21 protein-coding genes are annotated in these 22,395 nt (G+C 46.5%); 4 read left to right on the top strand and 17 right to left on the bottom strand.

Annotation, left to right across the window (positions count from 1 at the left end; all coding sequences use genetic code 11):
• Positions 1–24 precede the first annotated feature (24 nt).
• Positions 25–1,062 (bottom strand): Gfo/Idh/MocA family protein, encoded by a 1,038-nt coding sequence (locus BN3261_RS15765; protein ID WP_022426869.1) that lies wholly within the window; start codon positions 1,060–1,062, stop codon positions 25–27.
• A gap of 494 nt (positions 1,063–1,556) precedes the next feature.
• On the opposite strand from BN3261_RS15765, the gene BN3261_RS18050 reads away from it, so the two are divergent.
• From BN3261_RS18050 to BN3261_RS15755, 3 genes are read left to right on the top strand one after another with little or no spacing between them, the layout of a single operon-like run.
• Positions 1,557–1,988: a MarR family transcriptional regulator gene (locus BN3261_RS18050; protein ID WP_235812403.1), complete on the top strand. Its 432-nt coding sequence runs from the start codon at positions 1,557–1,559 to the stop codon at positions 1,986–1,988.
• Positions 1,989–1,999: 11 nt separating this feature from the next.
• A complete protein-coding gene (locus BN3261_RS18045; protein ID WP_235812402.1) occupies positions 2,000–2,761 on the top strand; it encodes an ROK family protein in 762 nt (253 codons plus the stop codon).
• Between the two features lie 15 nt (positions 2,762–2,776).
• A complete protein-coding gene (locus BN3261_RS15755; protein ID WP_022426867.1) occupies positions 2,777–3,835 on the top strand; it encodes a Gfo/Idh/MocA family protein in 1,059 nt (352 codons plus the stop codon).
• 95 nt (positions 3,836–3,930) lie between these two features.
• Here BN3261_RS15755 and BN3261_RS15750 read toward each other — a convergent pair whose 3' ends face one another.
• The 3 genes from BN3261_RS15750 to BN3261_RS15740 form a co-directional block, all read right to left on the bottom strand.
• Positions 3,931–4,674 (bottom strand): amino acid ABC transporter ATP-binding protein, encoded by a 744-nt coding sequence (locus BN3261_RS15750; RefSeq protein WP_021651603.1) that lies wholly within the window; start codon positions 4,672–4,674, stop codon positions 3,931–3,933.
• The gene (locus BN3261_RS15745; protein WP_059086976.1) at positions 4,661–5,353 is read right to left on the bottom strand and encodes an amino acid ABC transporter permease; all 693 of its coding nucleotides are present in this window, start codon (positions 5,351–5,353) and stop codon (positions 4,661–4,663) included. Before BN3261_RS15745 ends, BN3261_RS15750 begins: the two co-directional genes overlap by 14 nt.
• Positions 5,354–5,497: 144 nt before the next feature.
• On the bottom strand, positions 5,498–6,274 hold the full coding sequence (locus tag BN3261_RS15740; RefSeq protein WP_015526132.1) for a transporter substrate-binding domain-containing protein: 777 nt from the start codon (positions 6,272–6,274) through the stop codon (positions 5,498–5,500).
• Between the two features lie 496 nt (positions 6,275–6,770).
• On the opposite strand from BN3261_RS15740, the gene dapF reads away from it, so the two are divergent.
• Positions 6,771–7,625, top strand: a complete 855-nt coding sequence (gene dapF / locus BN3261_RS15735) for a diaminopimelate epimerase (protein WP_015526134.1) — start codon at positions 6,771–6,773, stop codon at positions 7,623–7,625.
• Positions 7,626–7,674: 49 nt separating this feature from the next.
• Here the strand turns inward: dapF and BN3261_RS15730 are convergent, their stop codons facing one another.
• The 13 genes from BN3261_RS15730 to BN3261_RS15670 all read right to left on the bottom strand — a co-directional run.
• Positions 7,675–7,989 (bottom strand): AzlD domain-containing protein, encoded by a 315-nt coding sequence (locus tag BN3261_RS15730; RefSeq protein WP_015526135.1) that lies wholly within the window; start codon positions 7,987–7,989, stop codon positions 7,675–7,677.
• On the bottom strand, positions 7,979–8,698 hold the full coding sequence (locus BN3261_RS15725) for an AzlC family ABC transporter permease (RefSeq protein ID WP_015526136.1): 720 nt from the start codon (positions 8,696–8,698) through the stop codon (positions 7,979–7,981). The genes BN3261_RS15730 and BN3261_RS15725 overlap by 11 nt, the downstream gene beginning before the upstream one ends.
• A 264-nt stretch (positions 8,699–8,962) precedes the next feature.
• A complete protein-coding gene (locus BN3261_RS15720) occupies positions 8,963–10,984 on the bottom strand; it encodes an ABC transporter permease (RefSeq protein ID WP_022426865.1) in 2,022 nt (673 codons plus the stop codon).
• Entirely contained in the window at positions 10,977–11,744 is a 768-nt protein-coding gene (locus tag BN3261_RS15715) for an ABC transporter ATP-binding protein (RefSeq protein ID WP_015526139.1), read from the bottom strand. Before BN3261_RS15715 ends, BN3261_RS15720 begins: the two co-directional genes overlap by 8 nt.
• Before the next feature lie 186 nt (positions 11,745–11,930).
• Positions 11,931–12,989 carry a sensor histidine kinase gene (locus BN3261_RS15710; RefSeq protein ID WP_022426864.1) on the bottom strand — a complete coding sequence of 353 codons (1,059 nt, stop codon included), beginning with the start codon at positions 12,987–12,989 and terminating at the stop codon, positions 11,931–11,933.
• A gap of 7 nt (positions 12,990–12,996) precedes the next feature.
• Positions 12,997–13,668 (bottom strand): response regulator transcription factor, encoded by a 672-nt coding sequence (locus tag BN3261_RS15705; protein WP_022426863.1) that lies wholly within the window; start codon positions 13,666–13,668, stop codon positions 12,997–12,999.
• Positions 13,669–13,695: 27 nt separating this feature from the next.
• Positions 13,696–14,136 (bottom strand): ACT domain-containing protein, encoded by a 441-nt coding sequence (locus BN3261_RS15700; RefSeq protein WP_015526141.1) that lies wholly within the window; start codon positions 14,134–14,136, stop codon positions 13,696–13,698.
• A 334-nt stretch (positions 14,137–14,470) separates the two neighbouring features.
• A complete protein-coding gene (locus BN3261_RS15695) occupies positions 14,471–16,843 on the bottom strand; it encodes a ribonucleoside triphosphate reductase (RefSeq protein ID WP_059086732.1) in 2,373 nt (790 codons plus the stop codon).
• A gap of 214 nt (positions 16,844–17,057) precedes the next feature.
• Complete coding sequence (hflX, locus tag BN3261_RS15690) at positions 17,058–18,293, bottom strand: GTPase HflX (protein WP_015526143.1); 1,236 nt, start codon at positions 18,291–18,293, stop codon at positions 17,058–17,060.
• 1 nt (position 18,294) lies between these two features.
• Complete coding sequence (locus tag BN3261_RS15685) at positions 18,295–19,353, bottom strand: tetratricopeptide repeat protein (RefSeq protein WP_022426860.1); 1,059 nt, start codon at positions 19,351–19,353, stop codon at positions 18,295–18,297.
• An 8-nt stretch (positions 19,354–19,361) separates the two neighbouring features.
• Positions 19,362–20,708 (bottom strand): phosphoglucosamine mutase, encoded by a 1,347-nt coding sequence (gene glmM, locus BN3261_RS15680; protein ID WP_015526146.1) that lies wholly within the window; start codon positions 20,706–20,708, stop codon positions 19,362–19,364.
• A 14-nt stretch (positions 20,709–20,722) separates the two neighbouring features.
• Positions 20,723–21,640, bottom strand: coding sequence for a nucleotidyltransferase family protein (locus BN3261_RS15675; protein WP_059086731.1), 918 nt, complete (start codon positions 21,638–21,640; stop codon positions 20,723–20,725).
• Positions 21,641–21,696: 56 nt separating this feature from the next.
• Positions 21,697–22,395: peptide chain release factor 1 (locus tag BN3261_RS15670; protein WP_199874134.1), on the bottom strand; the 699-nt coding region annotated here is incomplete at its 5' end.

Raw genomic sequence — 22,395 nt, 5'->3', positions numbered from 1 at the left:
CACTGCCTTTCAGTGAAAATTTCATTATTTGTTTTCGTGTGTGTTTACATACTCTTTTGCCGCATTCCACTCTTTAATCCCAAGCTGTACGGATCTTACTCCTTCGATCAAAGGAGCAACCTCTACAGGTTTATCTTCTCTGACGCATTCCTGGAAATATTTGATCTCTGTATAATATGGTCCCAGATTGGAGACATTGATTCCCGCCACATCACTCTCGCCTTCATATTCAGCTTTGAGCTCTGGCGTCTCCACAGTTCCGTCTTTCTTATATACTGTCAGGCTCGGTGACTGAGCACCGTTAAATTCTATCGTAGCATCCTCAAAATGTGCACGGAACGCTGCATGGAACTTCATTGCCGATGACTCATCCCAAATACCCTCTGCTGTAGCAAAAACATCTCCGAATTCATACTCCGTGATGATATGATTGATCATGCCACTTTCAAATCTGCTGGCTTTTACCTGGAAGCTGTCCGGCTCACCCAGCATATAACGCAGAAAATCAAGATCATGCACGTGAAGATCCAGCACAACGGAACCACTCTTTTCTTCATTATGGAACCAATCCTCAAATCCCCATTTCACATCTCCGCTGATACGCTCCATAGTAATGGATTTCAGCTTTCCGAATTTTTCTGTGTCGTAAGCTTCCTTCAGATATTTATATTCCTCAAAGGAACGTACTACCTGTCCTACCATAACCTTCTTCCCGGATCTTTTTTCTGCTTCAAGAAGCATCTGGCAATCCTCTTCGGTCAGACATACCGGTTTTTCCACCAGTACATTCATCCCTTTTTCCAGTGCCTTCACTGCATGTTCTGCATGCAGATAGCTTGGAAGACAGATATGTACAATATCCAGCTGCTCCTTTTCGATCAGTTCCATTCCGTATTCATATGTGGCAGCTTCCGGAAAATATGATGCCGCTTTGTCCAGAAATTCTTTTCTGCAGTCAGACAGGGCAACTACCTCAACATCATCCTCTTTTTCTGATAAGACTTTCAGGGATAAGTAATGAGTCGTTCCCATTCCGCCGCATCCAATCACGCCTATTCTCATCTCTCTACCTCTCTTTATTTGTCCAGTGGCCTAACTAATATTTCAAAAAATAAAAGTTTTTTGCAAAAACATCTGTGTTTCTTGTTACAAACTCTCTTTTTTGCTGTTCTTAGCTTGGATTTAGGATAGCATTCTTTGCCGTATCTGTCAACATTCTTTCCCGTTTTTTCGTCTTTCAATGTGCATTTCTTCTATAATAAACAATATCTCGAGTATTTTTTGTGCATTTTGCACATTTGTAATCAATTATTTCTATCACTGTACTATTTATCTCCGTTTTTTTACCAGTCTTCCGAAAAAATGCCTGTATTATATTGCTCTTCATTTTAGAATTGTCGTATTTTTATATTTTTCCTTCTATAAATAGTCAATATTTTCTTTGTACAGCCACATATTGATTATTTTCTGCATCTATGATAGGATATATTTAGTACGGAGACTTTACCATTTTTCGGTACCGTTTATTTTTAAAGGATTGGAGATGAAAAGAAACTATGAAACTTGTTAATCAGCAGGTTATTAAGAACACGAATATGAAACGGCTCTATACTTCCATCTATTCCAGTCCCGGAATATCCAGAGCACACCTTGCCAAGCAAACGAAGCTCAGCAAAACAACCGTATCTACTCTTGTAGATGAACTGATCGAACGGGGATTCATTGTGGACAACGGTATCGGAGAATCCGACAGCATCGGACGTAAGCCGAACTGCCTTCAGGTCCGGATGAACAGCTACTACGTTGTTGTCATGAACTGGCATGAAAATGCTGTCGAAGCTTATCTTGTGGACATTGCCGTACTTCCGTCTTTCATGAATCACGGAAGCTTTCCGAAGACGAAAATCATGTCGCATGCTCCGGCTCCTGTTTCCAGGAATCCATTCTGGAACACTGTGCTCCTGACCGTATCCTTGGCATCTGCATAGTAATGTCCGCCATGATCGACGCCTCCAGCAATGAAGTATATTCCACGACCCTGAATCTGCCTTCCATGGAAAGCACTCAGATCATTAAATCTCTGAAGACTGCATTCCCGGGATACCCGGTTGATCTTCTCAATGATACCGCCTGCTATTCCTACGCGGAAAAGGTCTATGGCAATATAAAAGAGAAAAATTTTGCTTTTCTCAATTTCGGCCGCGGCATCGGTGCCACCCTTTTCACAGAAGGAAGCATGCTTGGAACTGCCAGTGGTTCCTCTACCCAGTTCGGCCATTATTCCATCGATCCTCACGGTCCGGAATGTATCTGCGGAAATCACGGATGTCTGGAAGTTATGATCTCGGAGCAGGCTCTGAAAAACAGGATCCCGGAATTCGGACAGATTCCATCCTTAAGCGCACTTTCAGAAATCACCTTCTCAGATCTGGGAAAGGCTGCCACCTTCCGCGATCCAACCGCTCTTGCTATGGTAAAGGAGATGGCATGGGAGCTGTCCATCGCCCTGAGTAATCTGATCAGTACCGTAAATCCATCTCTGATCGTTCTTGGCGGAAAGATTCCGGATCTTGGCGAATATTTTCTCAATGAAGTACGGGAAGACCTGAAAAAAACCGGGTTCCGCAGGATGGTAGATAACGTGACTGTCCGTTACTCCCAGCTCCAGAGTGATTCGTTCCTGAACGGAGCCATGAAATACTTTTTTGATATCCACTATTCTTTTACAAATCAGGATCCGACGAATTTTTTTATCGGATGATATAAGGAGGAAGCCATGAAAAAACTGAAAGCTGCTATTGTAGGCTGCGGCCGTATTTCCGTCTCTTATGCGGATGCATTCCATCGTCTCAGCGATGAAGTAGAATTAGCATATGCCGTTGACAAAGATCCAGCTCTTGCCAAAGCCTTTGCAGAGGAATTTAACTGTTCCTGGACTACGGACTTTGATGAGATCCTGGATAAGGATATTGATGTGGTACATCTCTGTCTGCCGCATTTCCTGCACCCGGTCATGGCCATCAAAGCCATGAAAGCCGGCATTAACGTCCTTACCGAAAAGCCCATTGCCACCTGTCTTCAGGATGCAGACAGAATGATCCGTACCGCCGAAGAAACTCATGTAAAGCTGGGCGTTATCTTCCAGACCCGTTACACAAAAAGTGTAGAAAAGCTCCGCGAAATGATCCAGCGGGGTGATTTCGGAAAAATCCTTACCGCACGTTCCTATCTGACCTGGAACCGTCCGCTCGACTATTACAGCGGAAGTGACTGGAAGGGAACATGGGACAAAGAGGGCGGCGGTGTTCTCATCGACCAGGCGATCCACAGCATTGATCGTGTTCGATATATGCTGGATTCCGATGTGGAATGGATCGACGGAAGTGTTCATAATTATGTTCATCATTTTGTAAAAGTGGAGGATGCCGCAGACGCTGCTATCATGTTTAAAAACGGCTGTCTTTACAATCTCTATGCCTGCAACATTTACGGAGCCGATTCCCCGATCAATATTGAACTGATCGGAGAAAAAGGACGCCTGGGTCTTAAGCAGGACATGGGCTATTACGAGCTGGACGGCACCTATGCCGAGATCCGAAACACTTATGAGACCACAAATGTGGGCCCTGATTACTGGGGAAGCAGCCATCACCTGCAGATCCGTGACTTCTACCGTTCTGTCCGTGAGGATCTTCCTGTTGCCATCGACGGACTGGAAGGCAGAAAAACCCTTGAAATGGTAAAGGGCATCTACCTTTCCTCTGCCAGAAGAGAACGCATCTCTCTCCCCTTTGAGGATGTAACCTACAGTGATCTGAACCAGCCGGTGAAATAACTACGTCACTATTCTGTAACTATAAAAAACGGATGCTTTATCTCCTGCAGCATTTCCACAGGAGGATAAAGCATCCGTTTTTAATATTCTTATATTTATAATGTCTTTGAAAGAAACTCTCGAAGTCTCTTATTCTTTGGATTTGCAAAGAATTCCTTAGGAGAATTTTCTTCCTGGATCTTTCCTTCATCAATGAAGAGGACTCTGGTTGCCACCTCGCGGGCAAAGCCCATCTCATGAGTTACCACAACCATGGTCATGCCGGATCTTGCAAGCTCCTGCATCAGTTCCAGGACCTCTCCTACCATCTCCGGATCAAGAGCAGATGTAGGCTCATCAAACAGCATCACGTCCGGGTTCATGGCAAGAGATCTTGCAATGGCGATACGCTGCTTCTGACCGCCGGAAAGCATGTCCGGATAGGAATCTGCCTTATCCGGAAGACCTACTCGCTCCAGAAGCTCCAGTGCCGTTTTTTCAGCCTCTTCCTTACTCATAAGATTCAGAGTCACAGGTGCGAGCATAATGTTCTCTTTTACTGTCTTATGTGGAAAAAGATTAAACTGCTGGAATACCATTCCGATCTTCTGACGATGACGGTTGATATCCACCTTGGAATCTGTGATGTCGGTTCCCTCAAAGAGGATTTTTCCCCCGGTCGGCTCCTCAAGGAGATTCAGGGAACGGAGGAATGTAGATTTACCACAGCCGGATGGTCCGATAATGGCTACTACTTCACCTCTGCGGATCTGTGTGGTGATCCCGTTGAGAACCTGATTGCCGCCATAGGCCTTTTCAAGTCCCTGTACATCCAGAAGCACTTCATTACTTACGCTCATTGGTTCTCAGCCTCCTTTCAAGTCTTCCTACCAGATAGGTAAGGAAGCAAACGATCACAAGATAGATCGCAGCTACTACCAGCAGCGGGAACAGTGCACTGTAGGTCTGGCTTCGGATAATGTCTCCGCCACGGGTCAGATCCATAAGTCCGATATAACCACTGATGGATGTCTCCTTCAAAAGTACGATCAGCTCGTTTCCAAGGGCCGGCAGGATGTTCTTGACCGCCTGCGGAAGAATGATCTTGATCATAGTCTGTGTATAGTTAAGACCCAGGCTCCGTCCTGCCTCAAACTGTCCCTGATCAATAGACATGATACCGGAACGGACGATCTCAGCCACGTATGCAGCAGAGTTCATACCAAAGGCGATAATGGCAACAACTATCTTACCCGGATCTATGGTTGCAAAAATAACATAAAATACGATCAGCAGCTGTACCATCGTTGGGGTGCCACGGATCACAGTCAGATAAACACGACAGATCACATTAAGGATCTTAAGCTTACCTGTCTTATCATGTGTAGAACGGACAATAGCAATGACAAATCCCAGAAAAATACCAAGAAGTACAGCAAAAAAAGTAATGATGATGGTATTTTTCAGACCGGACAAAATGAACTGCCAGCGATTGTCGTCCAGAAAGTTAAACTGAAACTGTTCAATAAGACTCAAAATTTCCACCCTTTCCAAAACTACAGGTTCCGAAATCCGGAAAACATACCCGGATATCCGGAACCTGATCATTCGCTACTGAACCCTGCAACGAATATCTGTTTCTCAGCTTATCCGTTCAGAATCCTCTGATTTCTCTGTGCAAAATTATTTCTTTACAATAACAACCTGCTCTGCAGTTGTGTACGGATCAGTGAAATCAACGCTCTTTTTACGATCCTCTGTTACTGTCATTCCTGCAGCACCGAAATCAGCTTTTCCGGATTTAACAGAATTTACGATCGCATCAAACTCCATATCCTCGACCTTCAGCTCATATCCAAGCTTGTCGCAGACAGCCTGAGCGATATCAACATCAATACCTACGATCTTATCTCCGTCATAGTATTCGTATGGCTGGAAGGTTGCGTTTGTTGCCATGGTAAGAGTTCCCTTGGAGTGATCTGCATCCTTAGGAGTCTCATACGGTGTCTTACCTGCATCATCACCGATGTAGTTATCTCTGATGGAATCCAGAGTTCCGTCATCCTTCAGCTCCTTCAGCGCTTCGTTGAACTCTTTGGTAAGGTCTGCATTATCTTTGGAAAGACAGATTGCATACTCCTCTTTATCAAAAATATCCTCAACGATCTCAAGATCATCGTTTTTCTCAACAAATTTCTTAGCAGGCTCGCTGTCGATCACTACGCAGTCAATCTTACCCTGTTTCAGAGCCATAACAGCGTCATTACCTTTGTTGTATCTCTCTACTGTTGCGTCTTTAACCTCTGTAGCGTCTGCATCACCGGTTGTTCCAAGCTGAACACCGATCTTCTTACCCTCCAGATCATCTGCGCTCTTGATCTCATCTGCTGCAAAAACAGCGGATGTCATAGAAACTGTCATAGCTGCTGCAAGTGCAAGTGCCATAAATTTTCTCTTCATTTTTTCTTCCTCCTGAATTCTATGTACTTTACGTTAACTGTCTCTCTGCTTGTGTCAGTCCAATGTTACTGTTCACTTCGTGACCAGCAACACGCTCCGCGATGCACAGAAATCATGCTTTTGCATGATTTCGCGCCGAGATTCTCGGGTTTTCTGTGACCTGTGGTCACAAAAAACACCTCGCGGAATATTACCAGTGAACAGTAACAGCACAATCCGTAATGTACAGCATAATTATACATCTCCATGCATATTACTTTGTTTTATGATACCATGTTTCTGACAAAATGCAAGCACATAAAATCCATAAATACGAAAATCCACTTCTAATTTACCGGAATTCCACAGGGAAAATTCACTTTTCGATAACAATTGTCCAATATACTATACTATTAAAGGCAACAAATGGAAAAAACCTGCGTGTTTTTTCCATGGGGTCTTGTGTTCCAACAGAAAAAACAAGTATAATATTCAGAAACAAGAGGAGGTTACTATTATGAAATTCACGAAAATGCACGGCATTGGAAACGATTATGTATATGTAAACTGTTTCGAGGAAACTGTTAAGGATCCGGCCGCAGTGGCAAAATTTGTCAGCGACCGTCATTTTGGCATTGGTTCCGATGGTCTGATCCTGATCCGCCCGTCTGAGATTGCAGACTGCGAGATGGATATGTACAATCTGGACGGCTCTCAGGGTGCCATGTGCGGAAACGGTATCCGCTGCGTTGCCAAATATGTCTATGACCACGGCATTGTGGACAAAACTTCTTTAAGCATCGCCACAAGAAGCGGTATCAAATATGTGGATCTTACTATCCGCGACGGCAAGGCCTCCATGGTAAAAGTCAACATGGGCTCCCCGATTCTCACTGCAAAAGAGATCCCGGTGGTTGCCGAAACCGAGCAGGTGATCGACGCTCCCATCACCGTCGACGGAAAAGAATATCACATGACCGCAGTTTCCATGGGTAATCCTCATGCCATCATCTACGTAGACGATGTGAACAGCCTTGACCTGGAAAAGATCGGCCCGTCCTTTGAAAATCACGTATGCTTCCCGGACAGAGTCAACACTGAGTTTGTTCAGGTGATCGACCGCCACACCGTAAAGATGCGTGTATGGGAGCGTGGCTCCGGAGAAACCCTTGCCTGCGGCACAGGCGCCTGCGCAGTTACGGTAGCTTCCATCCTCAATGACAAGGTTGACGGCAGCAAACCGGTTACTGTACAGCTTCTTGGCGGAGACTTAAACATCTCCTGGGAAAGAGATGAAAACCTTGTATATATGACAGGACCTGCAACTACGGTGTTTGACGGAGAGATCGATCTTGGATTTTTAGGTGAATAAATGAAAAAGGAGGGAGCTTTTCGAAGCTCCCTCCTGCATATTATACTTTTCAGATAAATACCAGAACCCTCTCCACGATAAACACCGCCGCACACGCCAGCAGGGCTACTGTGATCAGGCTTTTTTCCTTATATGCAGCAATAAGTGCTACCAGGAAACCTGCTGCACCGGAGATGATGCTGTCTGTGGCCTTCAGGATGGCCGGGAAGGTCATGGCTGCCAGACAGGCATATGGCACATAATACAGAAAGGACTTGATAAACGGGCTTCTGATCTCGTTTTTTGCAAGAGCAAGGGGCAGCATACGGATGAGATAGGTGACAATTGCCATCACCAGGATATAAAGATATACATTATGACTCATGAACGGCTTCCCCTTTCTCTTCCAGCGGGCAGAAATAAGCTGCCAGGCCTGCTACCAGAAGTGTTGTGATAATGATCATAAATCCGGATGATACCTGTTTTAACACCGGTGTCACCGCAAAAACAGTACTGACTGCCATGGATGCCACAACCACCCCAAGAACCGGTCTGCTCTTTTTGGACGGCGGGATGATGATGGCCAGGAACATTCCGTAAATGGCAACGCTCAACGCACTAAGCATAAAATCCGGCAAAAGGCTTCCGGAGATTCCTCCTGCCAGAGTTCCAAGAGTCCATCCGGGAATTGCCACGCACATGGCTCCGTAATTATAAAATACGCTGACCTTTCCCTCCTGGGCCGCACTGATCCCGAAAATTTCATCGGTGATACCAAAAGCAGCGATGTATTTCAGGATACCGGACTCCTCACGCCGGAATTTCTGGGACAGGGAAAATGACATCAGGCAGTATCTCAGGTTGATGATCAGCTGGGTCATTGCCATCTCCCACATGGAGCCTCCCGCAAAAATAATGTCCAGTCCCGCAAACTGACCGGCCGATGTCAGGTTGGTCAGGGAGATCAGAACTGCCTGCCAGATACGCAAGCCGCCGGCAACAGCCATCATGCCAAAGGTAAAGGATACCGCAAAATATCCAAGAGCGATGGGAACTCCATCCTTCATACCTTTTCTGAAACTTTCTCTTTTCATCGATTTCCTCCATTGTATGTACATTCCGTTATAAAACGCAACTATGAAAAGCACCTTTGCAGGCTTCTCCGATCTGTGCAGCGATCACCAGCGTCTCGTCTTACAGCGATCCAATAAATTAGTGCATCGCTATAGTTCGTTGTACATGTAAATAAGAGCGTGTCCGGAAACTTTTCTGCTTCCTGACACGCCCCTTTATTGTAGCATTGCCATATCAAAACTTCAATACTTCACAGCAAACACAGCTGTGCTTTTTCACCGATTTTATGCTTTTTCCACTATTTTATAGTAAGATCTGGCTGTCATGGAGTAGATCAGTCCATAGACCAGCGCAAAGGCCAGAACCGTTCCCGCAGTGCAGCCCACGTACAATTTTGTATTGGCCATTCCGAACAGCAGCAGGAGCCGGCGGATCAGCGGAAATGCCATGGAAATATGCACCATTGCCATCACAAGCGGGATAAAAAATACCAGAAGGATCTGTCTGCGGATAGCTCCTTTCACCTCTCTGCGGCTCATACCTACTTTCTGCATGATCTGGAACCTTCCCTGATCTTCGTAGCCCTCTGAGATCTGTTTGTAGTAAATGATCATCGCCGTTCCCATAAGGAACAGTGCTCCCAAAAAGATTCCAATAAACAGGATCGTTCCATTATCTACATAATACGTTTCGTACTCACTCTGGCGGACACCACCGATCACGATGGTATTCTCTGAAAAGCCACCGCTTCTGCAGTAATCTTTCAGTGCCTGATAAACAGCCTGGCCATACCGGATCTTTTCCTCCCCGCTGCCACGGATATCTACACCCAAATGAACTGTGAGATCTTTTCCAGCCTCGTAGGCATCAAGACCTTCATACATCTTTGTCCGAAGCCCGTCAATATACTCGAAATCGGAATCCGTCACAACAATTGCCGCCATATTGGATACCAGATTGTTCATGGCACTTAAAGGTGCTTTTTCCAGCCATTTTTTTACTGCAAAATCCCGGTCATCAATTTTTAATATGTCTTTTTCCTTTTCAGACGGATACCAGGCAAAGATCTCGCCGTCGTGAAGATCTGTTTTTTCACCGGTAAGTTTCTCATACTCAGACTGACGGATCGTATACAGATCTACGGATTTTCCATCTTCTGAGTAACTGTAAGCCTGTCCGATCATAATACCGTTTTTTTCCTGCCTGCAGCCGATCTCGAGATAAGTTTCGTCCACTGTTTTTTCTGCCGGCACCTGATCATTTTTGATTGCCTGTGCAAAAACTTTCTGAATCTGTTCACTCTGTTCCTGGCTGATGCCCGAAATCCTGGCATCCGTATCAAAAGGATACCGGTTCACCATGATGTCACCCATTCCAAAATACAGCGACACAGTCATAGAAAGAAGCAGGAGCACTCCTGTACTTAAAATACAGATGCTGGCCAGGCCTGCCGCATTTTGTTTCATACGATAGATCATGCCGGAGACACTGATAAAGTTGCCGGTTTTATAGTAGAACTTTTTGTTCTTTCGCAAAAGTTTCAGGATTACAATGCTTCCTGCGGTAAAAAGAAGATACGTTCCTGCCATAACCAGAATCACTGCCAGAAGAAAAATGAAAATTGCCTGGATTGGGGATTCCGTGGTTACTGCCAGATAATATCCCACTCCAAGAGAAATCATCCCCAGAAGTGCCATGAGCCATTTTGCCCGGGGCTCCTTCTCTCCTGTGTTTCCGCCTCTCAGAAGTTCTATGGGGTTATTCATCCTTACTCTGGTAAGATTCAGTGCCAGAATAACAAGAAAAATCCCTCCAAATCCTGCGATGCAAAACAGGATTCCTGTAATGGAAACATAAAATCCCAGCACTGCCGGAACATGAAGAAAACGGAAAAGCAAAAGCAGGGAGAGCTTGCTTCCAAGGATGCCAATCCCGATCCCTGCCGTCAGAGAAAGCAGCGAAGTCATGCTTGTTTCCAGAAACATCACTTTTCCGATATGGCCTTTTTCCAGTCCCAGAATGTTGTAAAGCCCGATTTCTTTCTGTCTGTGTTTCATGAGAAAACTGTTGCTGTAGATCAGAAAGATAACGCAGAAAATTCCAACAACCACTTCACCGGTTCCTACGATCATCCTCACTTCTGCTGCCTGGGGCACTGCTTTCTCCAATGTGGGACAGTCCCGCAGAAATTCCATCATATACATCATGGCAATGCAGAAAATGCAGGTAAGCATATAGGGAACATAGGTGCTCCGGTTATTCCGGATGTTCTGCACTGCCAGTTTTCCAAACATTCCTTTACGCATAGGTCTCACCGCCTGTCGTAAGGATCGTCAGGGTATCTGCAATCATCTGGTACATTTCCTGTCTTGTTTTTGTGCCACGGTAGATCTGGTGGAACACTTCGCCATCCTTGATAAAAAGTACTCTGGATGCGTGGCTGGCGGCCTGCGCGCTGTGAGTTACCATGAGAATGGTCTGGCCTTCCCGATTTACCTCATTGAACATGGAAAGAAGATCGGAGGCTGCACGGGAATCCAGGGCTCCGGTCGGTTCGTCCGCAAGGATCAGCTTCGGATCTGTGATCAGTGCCCTTGCAACTGCTGCTCTCTGCTTCTGTCCGCCGGAAACCTCGTAGGGGAATTTTTCCAGAAGCTGGTTGATGTGAAGGGCTTTTGCAATGGGACGGATCTTCTGCTCCATCTCCTGATAATCTTCCCCTGCCAGCACGAGAGGAAGATAAATATTGTCCCGGAGGCTGAAGGTGTCCAGAAGATTGAAATCCTGGAACACGAAGCCTAAGTTCTTCCGACGGAATGCGGAAATTTCTTTTTCTGTCAGGTGAGTAATGCTTTTTCCTTCCAGAAGCACTTCGCCGGATGTGGGGCGGTCCAGGGCTGCCAGAATATTCAGAAGTGTTGTTTTTCCGGAACCGGACTCTCCCATGATCGCCACATATTCTCCTTCTTCCACCGAAAATGTCACATTGAAAAGTGCCTGCACTTTATTTCCGCCGAAGCGGGTGCTGTATATCTTTTTTACATTTGTTACTTCCAGTAATGCCATACGCTAATTCCTTTCTTATCTGTATTTACAGCGATCCAGGGAGTCGTGCATCATGTTCTAAAGCGATCGAACCTGATGTAAGAATTACCCGAAACGCTATGTTATGGTTTCAGTATAAGAAAATTCTCCGGCGGCTGCCATCGAAGTGGCTTACATTTTACGGAGGAAGCTTACATTTGTGTAAGGTTAATACATCTCCAGATCTTTTTTCCACAGGCTCATCCGAACTTCCGTGCCTTTATCCACCTGGGAATCCACAGTGATCTCGTGACCCAGTTTTCTCAGGATCTTCCGGCTTAAATACAGACCGATCCCGGTAGCACGGTTGTCCTCCCGTCCATTGACGCCTGTGTAGCCTTTTTCGAAGATGCGCGGAAGATCCTCCGGCTGGATTCCGATGCCGGAGTCTGCGATGACCAGAGTTGCCGGGGCCGTATTACAAATCCCCGGAGCCGTATTCTGCTTCAAATTTGGATTCTCAGATACCCTGTTTCCACGCTCATCCTCCAGCCAGATTTCAATGCCGCCCGTTCTTGTATATTTCAACGCATTGGAAAGAATCTGTCCAATGACAAAACCAAGCCATTTTTCATCGGTAAGAACGATCGCATCTGTCCCCTCATATGATAACGAAAGCTTTTTTGACACAAAGATCCCTGCGTATTTATGGATCTGCTCCCGGATGATCCGATCCAGCGAGCATCGGGTCAGCTTCAGATCGGCGGACATGTCCTCCGTGCGAAGGTAGCCCAACACCATCTCCACATACTGTTCAATGCGAAAAAGCTGTGCCCCGGACTCCCGGTTCTCCTCCGGCTCCTCCCGAAGCAGCAGGCGTAGAGCAAAGATCGGCGTCTTGATCTGATGTGCCCACATAGTGTAGTAATCGGTCATTTCTTCCAGAGAACGCTGCCGTTCTGTCTCCGCACCCATCCGCATGCCGTCCAGTTTCCGGATGATATCCCTGTAAAGAAGCTCCACCTCATCGGTGGTCTCGCCCAGCCGGTCCAGATTAATCTCCGGAGCTTTTTCCACCAGGATTAAGTTCTGCACCTTCTGTCTGTAACAGGCATAACCGTATAAAAAAACGGCAGCTCCTGCTCCCAGCCACAGAACTGCCAGATAGACCGCCGCCTCCAGGGGAAGCTGGTACAGGCAGATCACTGCTGTCGACACAGCCGCCATAAAAACACAGGCGATGAAAAAAATTTTTGTCTGTTTTAAATATGCTCGAAATGATTCCATAAAAACCTCACACCATATATCCAAGACCTTTTCGCGTGATGATAAAATCCACAAGGCCTGCCGCCTCCAGTTTTTTGCGAAGGCGTGTAATGTTTACGGTCAGGGTGTTGTCATCCACAAAGCTGTCACTTTCCCACAGTTTTGTCATAATGGCATCTCTGGATACCGGTTTCCCTGCCTGGGAAAAAAGCAGTTCCAGGATACGCAGTTCATTTCTGGTCAGTTCCGTCTCCTCCCCGTTCCAGGTCAGTGTCGCTCTGGAAAGATTGAGAACCGCGCCTTTATGTTCCAGGACATTTCCCGGGTTTCCGAAGGAATAGGTTCTGCGGAGGATTGCCTGGATCTTGGCCACCAGTACGTCCATATCAAAAGGCTTGGCAATAAAGTCATCGGCTCCACGGCTCATGGCCATGACCATGTTCATGTTATCCGCTGCGGAGGAGATGAAGATCACCGGCACCTGGGAAACCTTTCGGATTTCCTCACACCAGTGAAAGCCATTATAAAATGGAAGTTTCAGATCCAGAAGAACAAGCTGAGGATCTTTCCCCGCAAATTCCTGCAGTATATTGGAAAAATCCTCAGCCAGAAAAACGTCATATCCCCAGGAACTGAGATGCTTTTTCAGAAGATTCGCGATTGTTTCGTCATCTTCTACAATAAAAATACGATACTTCATTCCTGTTTGTCCCTTTTATGCGATTGATTACGCCTCTGCTTCTCCATCCGGATCTACCAGGCGGTTCAGAACCTGGAATCCATTGTTACGGAGAACACTCTCTGCAACCAGAAGATCCTCACAGTGCATGATCGCTACCGGAACTTTCAGGCCTCTGTGGAAGAAGGTGTAGATGTAATGAAGGTTTACGTTGCTGTCGCCCATGACACTAAGAAGCTTGTCTAACCCACCGATCTCATCCTGAAGGTCTACCAGGATAGCCTGTGTGATACGAGTCATGTATCCATGCTCAGCCATGATCTCATCTGCTCTTTCCGGATTGTCGCATACCATACGGAAGTTTGCAAACTCCGGTGCGTCAAAGCAGCCGAAACCGTAGATATCGATCTGATTCTCTGCAAGAATCTTTGTAACTTTCTGAAGACTGCCTGGAGTGTTTTCTACGAAGACGATGTTCTGTTTTACCATAATAATTTTCCTCTTTTCTGTTATTCTTTTTTATTTTCTTTTTTTATTTTAGCATGAAATTTGGTGGAAGTGAATCCCTTCCCCAGCGGGGCCCTTCCGGGATGGAGCGTTTTGCGTATACATTCATACATTAAAGCGTAACGCTTTTAATCATTAAATTCAGGTATAAGTATACCCATCTCGACATGAAATGTCAACCATCTTTTCCAGGCCCCAAATCTCAAACATAAAATATCATAACATAAAATTCCCAATATAAAAAAGGCCAGACACACATCCAACAGACATGCGTCCAGCCATCCATTTTTTACTTACAGTTATTTTGGCAAAAAACTCAATCCAACTCTTCGTCTACATACTTCTGTATATTAGAAGCATTCACATACTTCCTAACCTTCGCCCCGTCAGTAATGACAAGCGTCGGGGCCTGACGGATCCCATACTGCTTGACAAGCTCGGGATTCTGCTCAGCATCGATAATCTCCAGCTCTTCGCCTTCCAGCATTTTCTTTGCCATACGGCAGTTCGGACAAGTGCTAGTCGTAAAAAGATATTTATGAGATTCCACAGGCTGGATCTCCACCTCGTCACCCTTCATGGTCATCACACTGGTATGGACCTTTTTCAGATGGGAATGGGTAATATCATAGAGGGTACGGTTCTTGTACTCCTGGGTCTTACCATCGTTCCAGTTCTGTACAGGACGGTAATATCCTGTGATACGGCTGTAAACCTCAGCCTTCTTTCCACATTTCGGGCAGGTGAAATGCTCGCCGCTGATGTAGCCATGCTCCTGACATACGGAATAGGTCGGTGAGATGGTGTAATAGGGCAGGCGATAATTCTCTGCGATCTTACGTACCAGCGCTGCCGCTGCCTTCCAGTCCGGAAGCTTCTCCCCAAGGAATGCATGGAATACGGTTCCTGAAGTATACAGAGTCTGCAGATCGTCCTGAATATCCAGTGCGTCAAAAATATCCGCAGTGTAATCAACCGGCAGATGAGAGCTGTTTGTGTAATACGGAGTGTCGCCCTCTTTTCCCGCTGTTTTGATATCCGGATAACGGCTTCTGTCGTGTTTGGCAAGACGGTATGCAGTGGACTCTGCCGGTGTTGCCTCCAGGTTGAAAAGCTCTCCCGGATACTGCTCCTGATAGTCTGAAAGACGGCTTCTCATATGCTCCAGAACCTCTTTTGTAAACTTCTGGGTTTCCGGATCTGTCATGTCTTTTTTCAGCCAGCAGGCATTTAAGCCCGCTTCGTTCATTCCCACAAGACCGATGGTGGAAAAATGATTGTCAAAGCTTCCAAGATATCTCTTCGTGTACGGATACAGTCCCTCCTCCAGAAGCCTGCTGATCACATCTCTCTTGATATGAAGAGATCTTGCAGAGATATCCATCATGTGGTCCAGGCGCTGATAAAATTCCTTCGGCGTTCTGGAAAGATATGCGATACGCGGCATATTGATGGTAACAACGCCTACAGAACCTGTACTCTCACCGGAGCCAAAGAATCCACCACTCTTTTTGCGGAGCTCACGGAGATCCAGACGGAGGCGGCAGCACATGCTGCGGATGTCGCTTGGCTTCATATCACTGTTGATATAATTGGAAAAATACGGAGTACCGTACTTGGAAGTCATCTCAAAGAGAAGACGGTTGTTCTCGGTATCAGACCAGTCGAATTCCTTTGTGATGGAATAGGTCGGGATCGGATACTGGAATCCACGTCCGTTGGCATCTCCCTCGATCATGGTCTCGATAAATGCCTTGTTGACCATATCCATTTCTTTCTTACAGTCCTTATATTTGAAATCCATGTCCTTGCCGCCTACGATAGCCGGAAGCTCTGCAAGGTCGTCCGGAACGGTCCAGTCCAGTGTAATGTTGGAAAATGGTGCCTGAGTGCCCCAGCGGCTTGGAGTATTTACGCCATATACAAAGGACTCAATGCATTTCTTAACCTCCGGATAGGAAAGGTTGTCTGCCTTTACAAAAGGTGCCAGATAAGTATCAAAGGATGAAAATGCCTGTGCGCCCGCCCACTCGTTCTGCATGATACCCAGGAAATTCACCATCTGGTTGCAGAGTACACTTAAATGTTTTGCAGGTGCAGAAGTGATCTTACCCTCAATACCACCAAGTCCCTCTCGGATCAGCTGCTTCAGGGACCAGCCTGCACAGTAACCGGTCAGCATGGACAGATCATGGATATGGATATCTGCATTTCTGTGTGCATCTGCGATCTCGTTGTCGTAAATCTCAGACAGCCAGTAGTTTGCGGTAACTGCTCCGGAGTTGCTTAAGATCAGACCTCCTACAGAATAAGTAACCGTTGAGTTCTCCTTTACACGCCAGTCCTCAACCTTTACATAGCTGTTTACGATCTCTTTATAGTCAAGGATGGTGGATTTCATATTGCGGATCTTCTCACGCTGCTTACGATAAAGGATATACGCCTTGGCAACATCAGAATATCCGGCCTGGATCAGTACGTTCTCCACACTGTCCTGGATATCCTCAACAGAAATCCGGTTGTTCTCGATCTTATTCTGAAAATCCGCTGTAACACGAAGTCCCAGAAGATCAATCATATCCGAACTGTAATTCTTACCTTTGGCATCAAATGCCTTATCAATTGCCGCGGTGATCTTCCCCATTTTAAATTCGTCTAATTCACCGTCTCTTTTTACTACCTGAAACATAAGAAAATGCCTCCCTCATGCATTTATTTATAAGCGGATATTCCATTCCGCCTCACTTGCCTGCTTACGAACACACTCCGTTTCACGATCTGTGTTCAAAACGCTGTAGGCTTATTGTATCAGACACGCCTCTTTGCGTCAACACAAAAAGCACCATATATAGTGCCCGTTTTGTTCACGGTACTATATATGGTACTGAGTAGATATTTTAACATTATGTGACTTTCGGATAGATTTCCCGCGGAACTCTTGCTTTTACAGCAATCCCTCCTTCGGTATACTCTTCCGAAAGAAGCTGTCCATACTCACGGATCAGCTGGATCTGACCGGCCTCCGAATAAGGAAAAAGCCGTTCCATATAAATCTGTCCTTCTGCCAGTATCTCAGAAAGAAGCTGCTTAAATTCCTCAAGCCCCTCTCCTGTCCGTGCGGAAATCTTCAGCGTATGGTCTGCTCGGAGATCCCGAAAACTCTCCCCGGAAACACGGTCCTGCTTGTTAAAAAGTGTGATCGTCTTTTTTCCCAGAGCACCAAGCTCTTTCAGGGTTTCATATACGATATGCATCTGTATCTCCGCCTGAGGATTGGATGCATCTACCACATGAATGATATAATCCGCATATTTGGCTTCCTCCAGGGTACTCTTGAAGGCTTCCACCAGATTGTGGGGAAGCTTGCGGATAAAGCCTACGGTATCCGTAAGAAGAAGCTGCTGTCCGTCATCCAGCGTCAGAAGACGGGTAGTCGGATCCAGTGTGGCAAACAGCTTATCCTCCGAAAGCACCGAAGCGCCTGTCAGTGTATTCAGAAGCGTTGACTTTCCTGCATTGGTATAGCCAACAATGGCTGCTGTCTTCAGATTTCCCACAGCTCTTCTGGAACGGATCAGCTCTCTGTGCTTTTCTACCTGGGAAAGCTCCTGCTTCAGTGCGGATATCCTGTTCCGGATCAGACGACGGTCTGTCTCCAGCTTTTTCTCACCAGGGCCTCTGGTTCCGATTCCTCCTCCAAGTCGCGAAAGAGAAGAACGTAGTCCCACAAGACGTGCAGACCGGTAACGAAGCTGTGCAAGCTCTACCTGGATCTTGCCTTCACTTGTGACGGCACGCTTCGCAAAAATGTCAAGGATCAGCAGGGTACGATCCATAACCTTGCACTCCAGCTCCCGCTCCAGATTATTCATCTGGGCAGGAGAAAGCTCATCGTCACAGATCACACCATTGGCATCCAGGGCATAGAGAAGACCTTTTACCTCTTCGATCTTGCCTTTTCCGATATAGGTGCCCGGATGTACGGCCTCACGATTCTGAATGATCCTGCCTGCAACCGCCGCACCTGCCGTAACCGCAAGTTCTCCAAGCTCATCCAGGGATTCCTCCATATCATCCCCCCGATCTGCCTGGACACCGATCAGGATAACCCTGTCCTGTATTTCCTCAAAATATTCCATATCAGCCCTCCGAAGACGTTCTGGTTTTCAGGAAAGCCCGCTCTTTTTTTGCAGCGGAATCTTCAGGGAACATCTCAATATATTCCTGGACCTTGGTCAGTGCAGTAGCAAAATCCAGCTTTTTCTCATAGGCTACGATCTCATTGAACAGAAGACTCTGCATCTCGTCTGTGGTAGCTGTCGGAAGGCCTTTTGTGATGTTATCAAGAGCGGAATCATAATCTCCGCTTCGGATATCGCACAGTGCCAGACCATTATAGCCCTTGGCGGAATCACCCACTGCGGAAATATACTGCTTGTACATTGCCTGAGCATTTTCCACATCATCCTGGGCCAGATATACCATTCCCAGAAGAAGCAATGCTTCCGTATTATCCTTCTTGGTTGCTTCCAGAAGCTCTTTTTTTGCGTTGCTGTAGTCTTCCATATAATAGTAGACACGGCCTCTGTCACAGTGGTCCTGGGCATCCTTGGCCTCAGAAGAAAGAGCAGCTTCCAGATATCTGGTTCCGTCCGCTTCCATATCCTTGTCCAGATATGCCTCATAGATCTCGATCGCCATATCATAGGTGGAATCTTCTCCATAGGCCTGTTTGAAGTTAGATGCGGCTTCTTCGTAGGAATCCATGGCAAGGGCAACCTTTCCGGTGAGGAAATAACTGCCTGCATCCATGGAAAAATCTTCTCCAAGTGTCTGGCAGTCTGCCATGGCATCCTCGTATTTTCCAGACTTCAGCTCTGCAGTAGCCCGGTAGGACAGGATATCCTTACGAAGGCTTTTGCTTACTTTATCGCAGTTCAGAGCTTCCGTGAAGCTATTCACCGCATCCTCATATTTGCCAAGACGCAGGCTTGCGATACCTGCCCCGCGATAGGACTGTGCCAGCTTCACTCCGTTCTGGATAGAGCTCTGGTACTCCTCCAGGGCATACTTGTAGCTTCCCTGGGAAAGATCCTTTCCGGCCTGTTCATATATTTTTGTTTTTTCACTGCCACAGCCGCCCAGAAGCAAGGCTCCTGTAACGGCTGCAAGAATCAATACGGTCTTTGTTTTTTTCATGGAATTCCTTATTCTACAACAAGCCCTTCGGCTTCCATCACATCAACAACACTATCTACATATTTATGGCAGAGATCATCCGTTCCCGCTTCTACCATAACACGGATCAGCGGCTCTGTACCACTCTCACGTACCAGGATACGTCCGTCATCGCCAAGTGCCTCTGCGGCTGCCTCAATGGCTGCTTTTACCTTTTCGTTCTCCAGTGCTGTTTTCTTGTCGGAAACACGCACATTCCGGAGAAGCTGCGGATAAACCTTCATCTCCTTTGCAAGGTCACAGAGTGTGGCCTTCTGATCCACACATGCCTCCATGATCATAAGAGAAGTCAGGATCCCGTCACCAGTAGCAGAATAGCGGCTGAAGATGATATGTCCGGACTGCTCACCACCGATACTGTAATTGTTTTCCATCATGTTCTCGGCAACGTATTTGTCACCAACTGCAGTCTGCTCATAGTCGATGCCTTCACGCTCCAGAGACTTGTAAAGACCAAGATTGGACATAACGGTGGTTACAACTGTATTTCCGTTGAGCTGGCCTTTCTCTCTTAAATATTTGCCGCACACATACATGATCTTATCACCGTCAATGATGTTTCCGCGGTGGTCTACGGCGATACAGCGGTCTGCATCACCATCATATGCAAAACCGATATCCAGGCCTTTATCTACCACGAACTGTCTCAGAACTTCAATGTGTGTGGAACCGCAGCCACGGTTGATGTTGGTTCCGTTTGGCTCATTGTTGATCACATAGGTTTTTGCACGAAGTGCGTCAAAAACACTCTTGGCAATGGCGGATGAGCTTCCGTTGGAGCAATCCAGCCCAACCTTGATATTTTTGAAATCATGGCATGGGATAGAGATCAGATGTCCGATATAACGGTTTCTTCCGGATGCAAAATCCACAGTACAGCCGATATCTTCTCCGGTTGCCAGCGGAAGCTCCTCGATCTCGCCGTCCAGATATGCCTCGATACGTGCTTCAATATCTGCGGAAATCTTCTGTCCGTTCTCATTAAGGACCTTGATCCCATTATCATTAAACGGATTATGGCTTGCGGAAATCATGATACCGCAGTCAAAATCTTCTGTACGTACCACATAGGATACACTTGGAGTTGTGGTTACATGAAGCAGATAGGCATCTGCTCCGGATGCGGTAAGTCCTGCCGCAAGGGCATACTCAAACATGTAACTGCTTCTTCTTGTATCCTTGCCGATCACGATCTTCGCCTTGTGATCTCTGCCGTAATACCAGCCGAGATAACGTCCCACACGAAATGCATGATCTGCTGTAAGTTTTACATTTGCTTCACCACGAAAACCATCTGTTCCGAAATATTTACCCATAATGTTCTCCTTTATTACTGATACAGTCCTTCCGGATAAACGCCGTCATCTGTAAGTTTTTTGAATGCAGCCTGTACAGATGCCTTATCCTCCTGATAGGTAACACCGAACCACTCGTCCTTTGTCTCAAGAACATCTACCGCTGCTTTTCCGGAATGGATCAGCTGGTCGATAAGCTCAGGAAGAAGATACTCTTTTTTGATGTCTCCCTCTTTGATCCCGCCAAGGAACTCAACGAAGCCTTTCTCAAGGATCTCCATAAATTCCGGTGTCAGTCCCCACATATTCATAGAAACAAGGCTCTTTGTATCCAGTGTTTCTGCTGTACCATCGTCATTTCTTGTCTCTGCGCCGTCTGCTGTCTTGAAGATGTTATGTGTCTCTGCAACGCCCACAAGCTTGCCGTCCTCAATATGGCACACTCCTCTTGTGACGCTTCCGTTGTCACTTAATGTATTTCCAAGGCGGAAACCTGCCATGCAGATGTGCATCGGGCCATCCTGCGGATGATCCTGTACCAGGTAGTCATGCACCTTTACGTAGGCTTCTTTTCCGTAGTAGTCATCTGCATTGATCACAGCGAATGGCTCGGAAAGGACTTTCTTTGCTGCCAGTACAGCGTGTCCGGTTCCCCATGGCTTGGTACGGTCCGCCGGTTTTGTAAAATTGCCCGGAAGATCGTCGATCTCCTGGAATGCATAAGCAACTTCTGTAATGTTGGAGATACGGTCTCCGATCACTTTTTTGAATTCATCTTCAAGGTCTTTGCGGATGATAAATACGACCTTGTTGAATCCTGCCTCCAGTGCATCATGGATGGAATAGTCCATAATGATCTCACCCTTCGGGCCTACCGGTGCAAGCTGCTTGATTCCTTTTCCAAAACGGCTGCCGATACCGGCTGCCATGATCACCAGTGCTGTCTTTTTCATTTTCGTTTCCTCCTGATTTATTATAATTTTTTGAACTCTGTAGCTGTAATCAGCGCTTACTCCTGTTCATTCAGCTTTGTCAGCTTTACTGCCTGGTCTGCTGCGATCAGACTGTCAATGATCTCATCCAGATCTCCGTTAAGGATATTCTCAAGACGATGAAGGGTAAGCTTGATCCTGTGGTCTGTTACACGTCCCTGAGGGAAGTTGTAGGTACGGATCTTCTCGGAGCGGTCACCTGTACCGATCTGGCTTCTCCTTGCCTCTGCCTCAGCGTCATGCTGCTTGGCAAGCTCCATCTCATACAGACGGGAACGGAGCACACGGAGTGCTTTATCCTTATTCTTAAGCTGAGACTTCTCATCCTGGCAGGAAATCACGATTCCTGTAGGGATATGAGTAAGACGTACTGCGGAGTCTGTGGTGTTGACACACTGACCACCGTTTCCGGATGCACGGAACACATCGAATTTACACTCATTGAGATCCAGATGGAAATCAATTTCTTCCGCCTCCGGCATGATCGCTACCGTACAGGTAGAGGTATGGATCCTTCCGCCGGACTCTGTCTCCGGTACTCGCTGTACACGGTGAACACCGCTTTCGTATTTCAGTCTGGAATATGCACCCTCACCCTTGATCATGAAGGTAACCTCCTTAAAGCCGCCGATGCCGTTCTCATTGAGGCTGAGCATCTCGGTTTTCCAGCGGCGGGACTCCGCGTATTTTACATACATACGATAAATCTCTGCTGC

Origin of the sequence: Blautia massiliensis (ex Durand et al. 2017) (assembly GCF_001487165.1) — a bacterium.
GTDB lineage: Bacteria > Bacillota > Clostridia > Lachnospirales > Lachnospiraceae > Blautia_A > Blautia_A fusiformis.
The sequence above is the reverse complement of the archived record's forward strand: the minus strand, read 5'-3'. Positions and strand labels throughout refer to the sequence as shown.

Excerpts from the sequence above, each read along its gene's own strand:
- BN3261_RS15765 (WP_022426869.1), bottom strand. The coding sequence starts at position 1,062 with ATGAGAATAGGCGTGATTGGATGCGGCGGAATGGGAACGACTCATTAC.
- BN3261_RS18050 (WP_235812403.1), top strand. The coding sequence starts at position 1,557 with ATGAAACTTGTTAATCAGCAGGTTATTAAGAACACGAATATGAAACGG.
- BN3261_RS18045 (WP_235812402.1), top strand. The coding sequence starts at position 2,000 with ATGATCGACGCCTCCAGCAATGAAGTATATTCCACGACCCTGAATCTG.
- BN3261_RS15755 (WP_022426867.1), top strand. The coding sequence starts at position 2,777 with ATGAAAAAACTGAAAGCTGCTATTGTAGGCTGCGGCCGTATTTCCGTC.
- BN3261_RS15750 (WP_021651603.1), bottom strand. The coding sequence starts at position 4,674 with ATGAGCGTAAGTAATGAAGTGCTTCTGGATGTACAGGGACTTGAAAAG.
- BN3261_RS15740 (WP_015526132.1), bottom strand. The coding sequence starts at position 6,274 with ATGAAGAGAAAATTTATGGCACTTGCACTTGCAGCAGCTATGACAGTT.
- dapF (WP_015526134.1), top strand. The coding sequence starts at position 6,771 with ATGAAATTCACGAAAATGCACGGCATTGGAAACGATTATGTATATGTA.
- BN3261_RS15730 (WP_015526135.1), bottom strand. The coding sequence starts at position 7,989 with ATGAGTCATAATGTATATCTTTATATCCTGGTGATGGCAATTGTCACC.
- BN3261_RS15725 (WP_015526136.1), bottom strand. The coding sequence starts at position 8,698 with ATGAAAAGAGAAAGTTTCAGAAAAGGTATGAAGGATGGAGTTCCCATC.
- BN3261_RS15720 (WP_022426865.1), bottom strand. The coding sequence starts at position 10,984 with ATGCGTAAAGGAATGTTTGGAAAACTGGCAGTGCAGAACATCCGGAAT.
- BN3261_RS15715 (WP_015526139.1), bottom strand. The coding sequence starts at position 11,744 with ATGGCATTACTGGAAGTAACAAATGTAAAAAAGATATACAGCACCCGC.
- BN3261_RS15710 (WP_022426864.1), bottom strand. The coding sequence starts at position 12,989 with ATGGAATCATTTCGAGCATATTTAAAACAGACAAAAATTTTTTTCATC.
- BN3261_RS15705 (WP_022426863.1), bottom strand. The coding sequence starts at position 13,668 with ATGAAGTATCGTATTTTTATTGTAGAAGATGACGAAACAATCGCGAAT.
- BN3261_RS15700 (WP_015526141.1), bottom strand. The coding sequence starts at position 14,136 with ATGGTAAAACAGAACATCGTCTTCGTAGAAAACACTCCAGGCAGTCTT.
- BN3261_RS15695 (WP_059086732.1), bottom strand. The coding sequence starts at position 16,843 with ATGTTTCAGGTAGTAAAAAGAGACGGTGAATTAGACGAATTTAAAATG.
- hflX (WP_015526143.1), bottom strand. The coding sequence starts at position 18,293 with ATGGAATATTTTGAGGAAATACAGGACAGGGTTATCCTGATCGGTGTC.
- BN3261_RS15685 (WP_022426860.1), bottom strand. The coding sequence starts at position 19,353 with ATGAAAAAAACAAAGACCGTATTGATTCTTGCAGCCGTTACAGGAGCC.
- glmM (WP_015526146.1), bottom strand. The coding sequence starts at position 20,708 with ATGGGTAAATATTTCGGAACAGATGGTTTTCGTGGTGAAGCAAATGTA.
- BN3261_RS15675 (WP_059086731.1), bottom strand. The coding sequence starts at position 21,640 with ATGAAAAAGACAGCACTGGTGATCATGGCAGCCGGTATCGGCAGCCGT.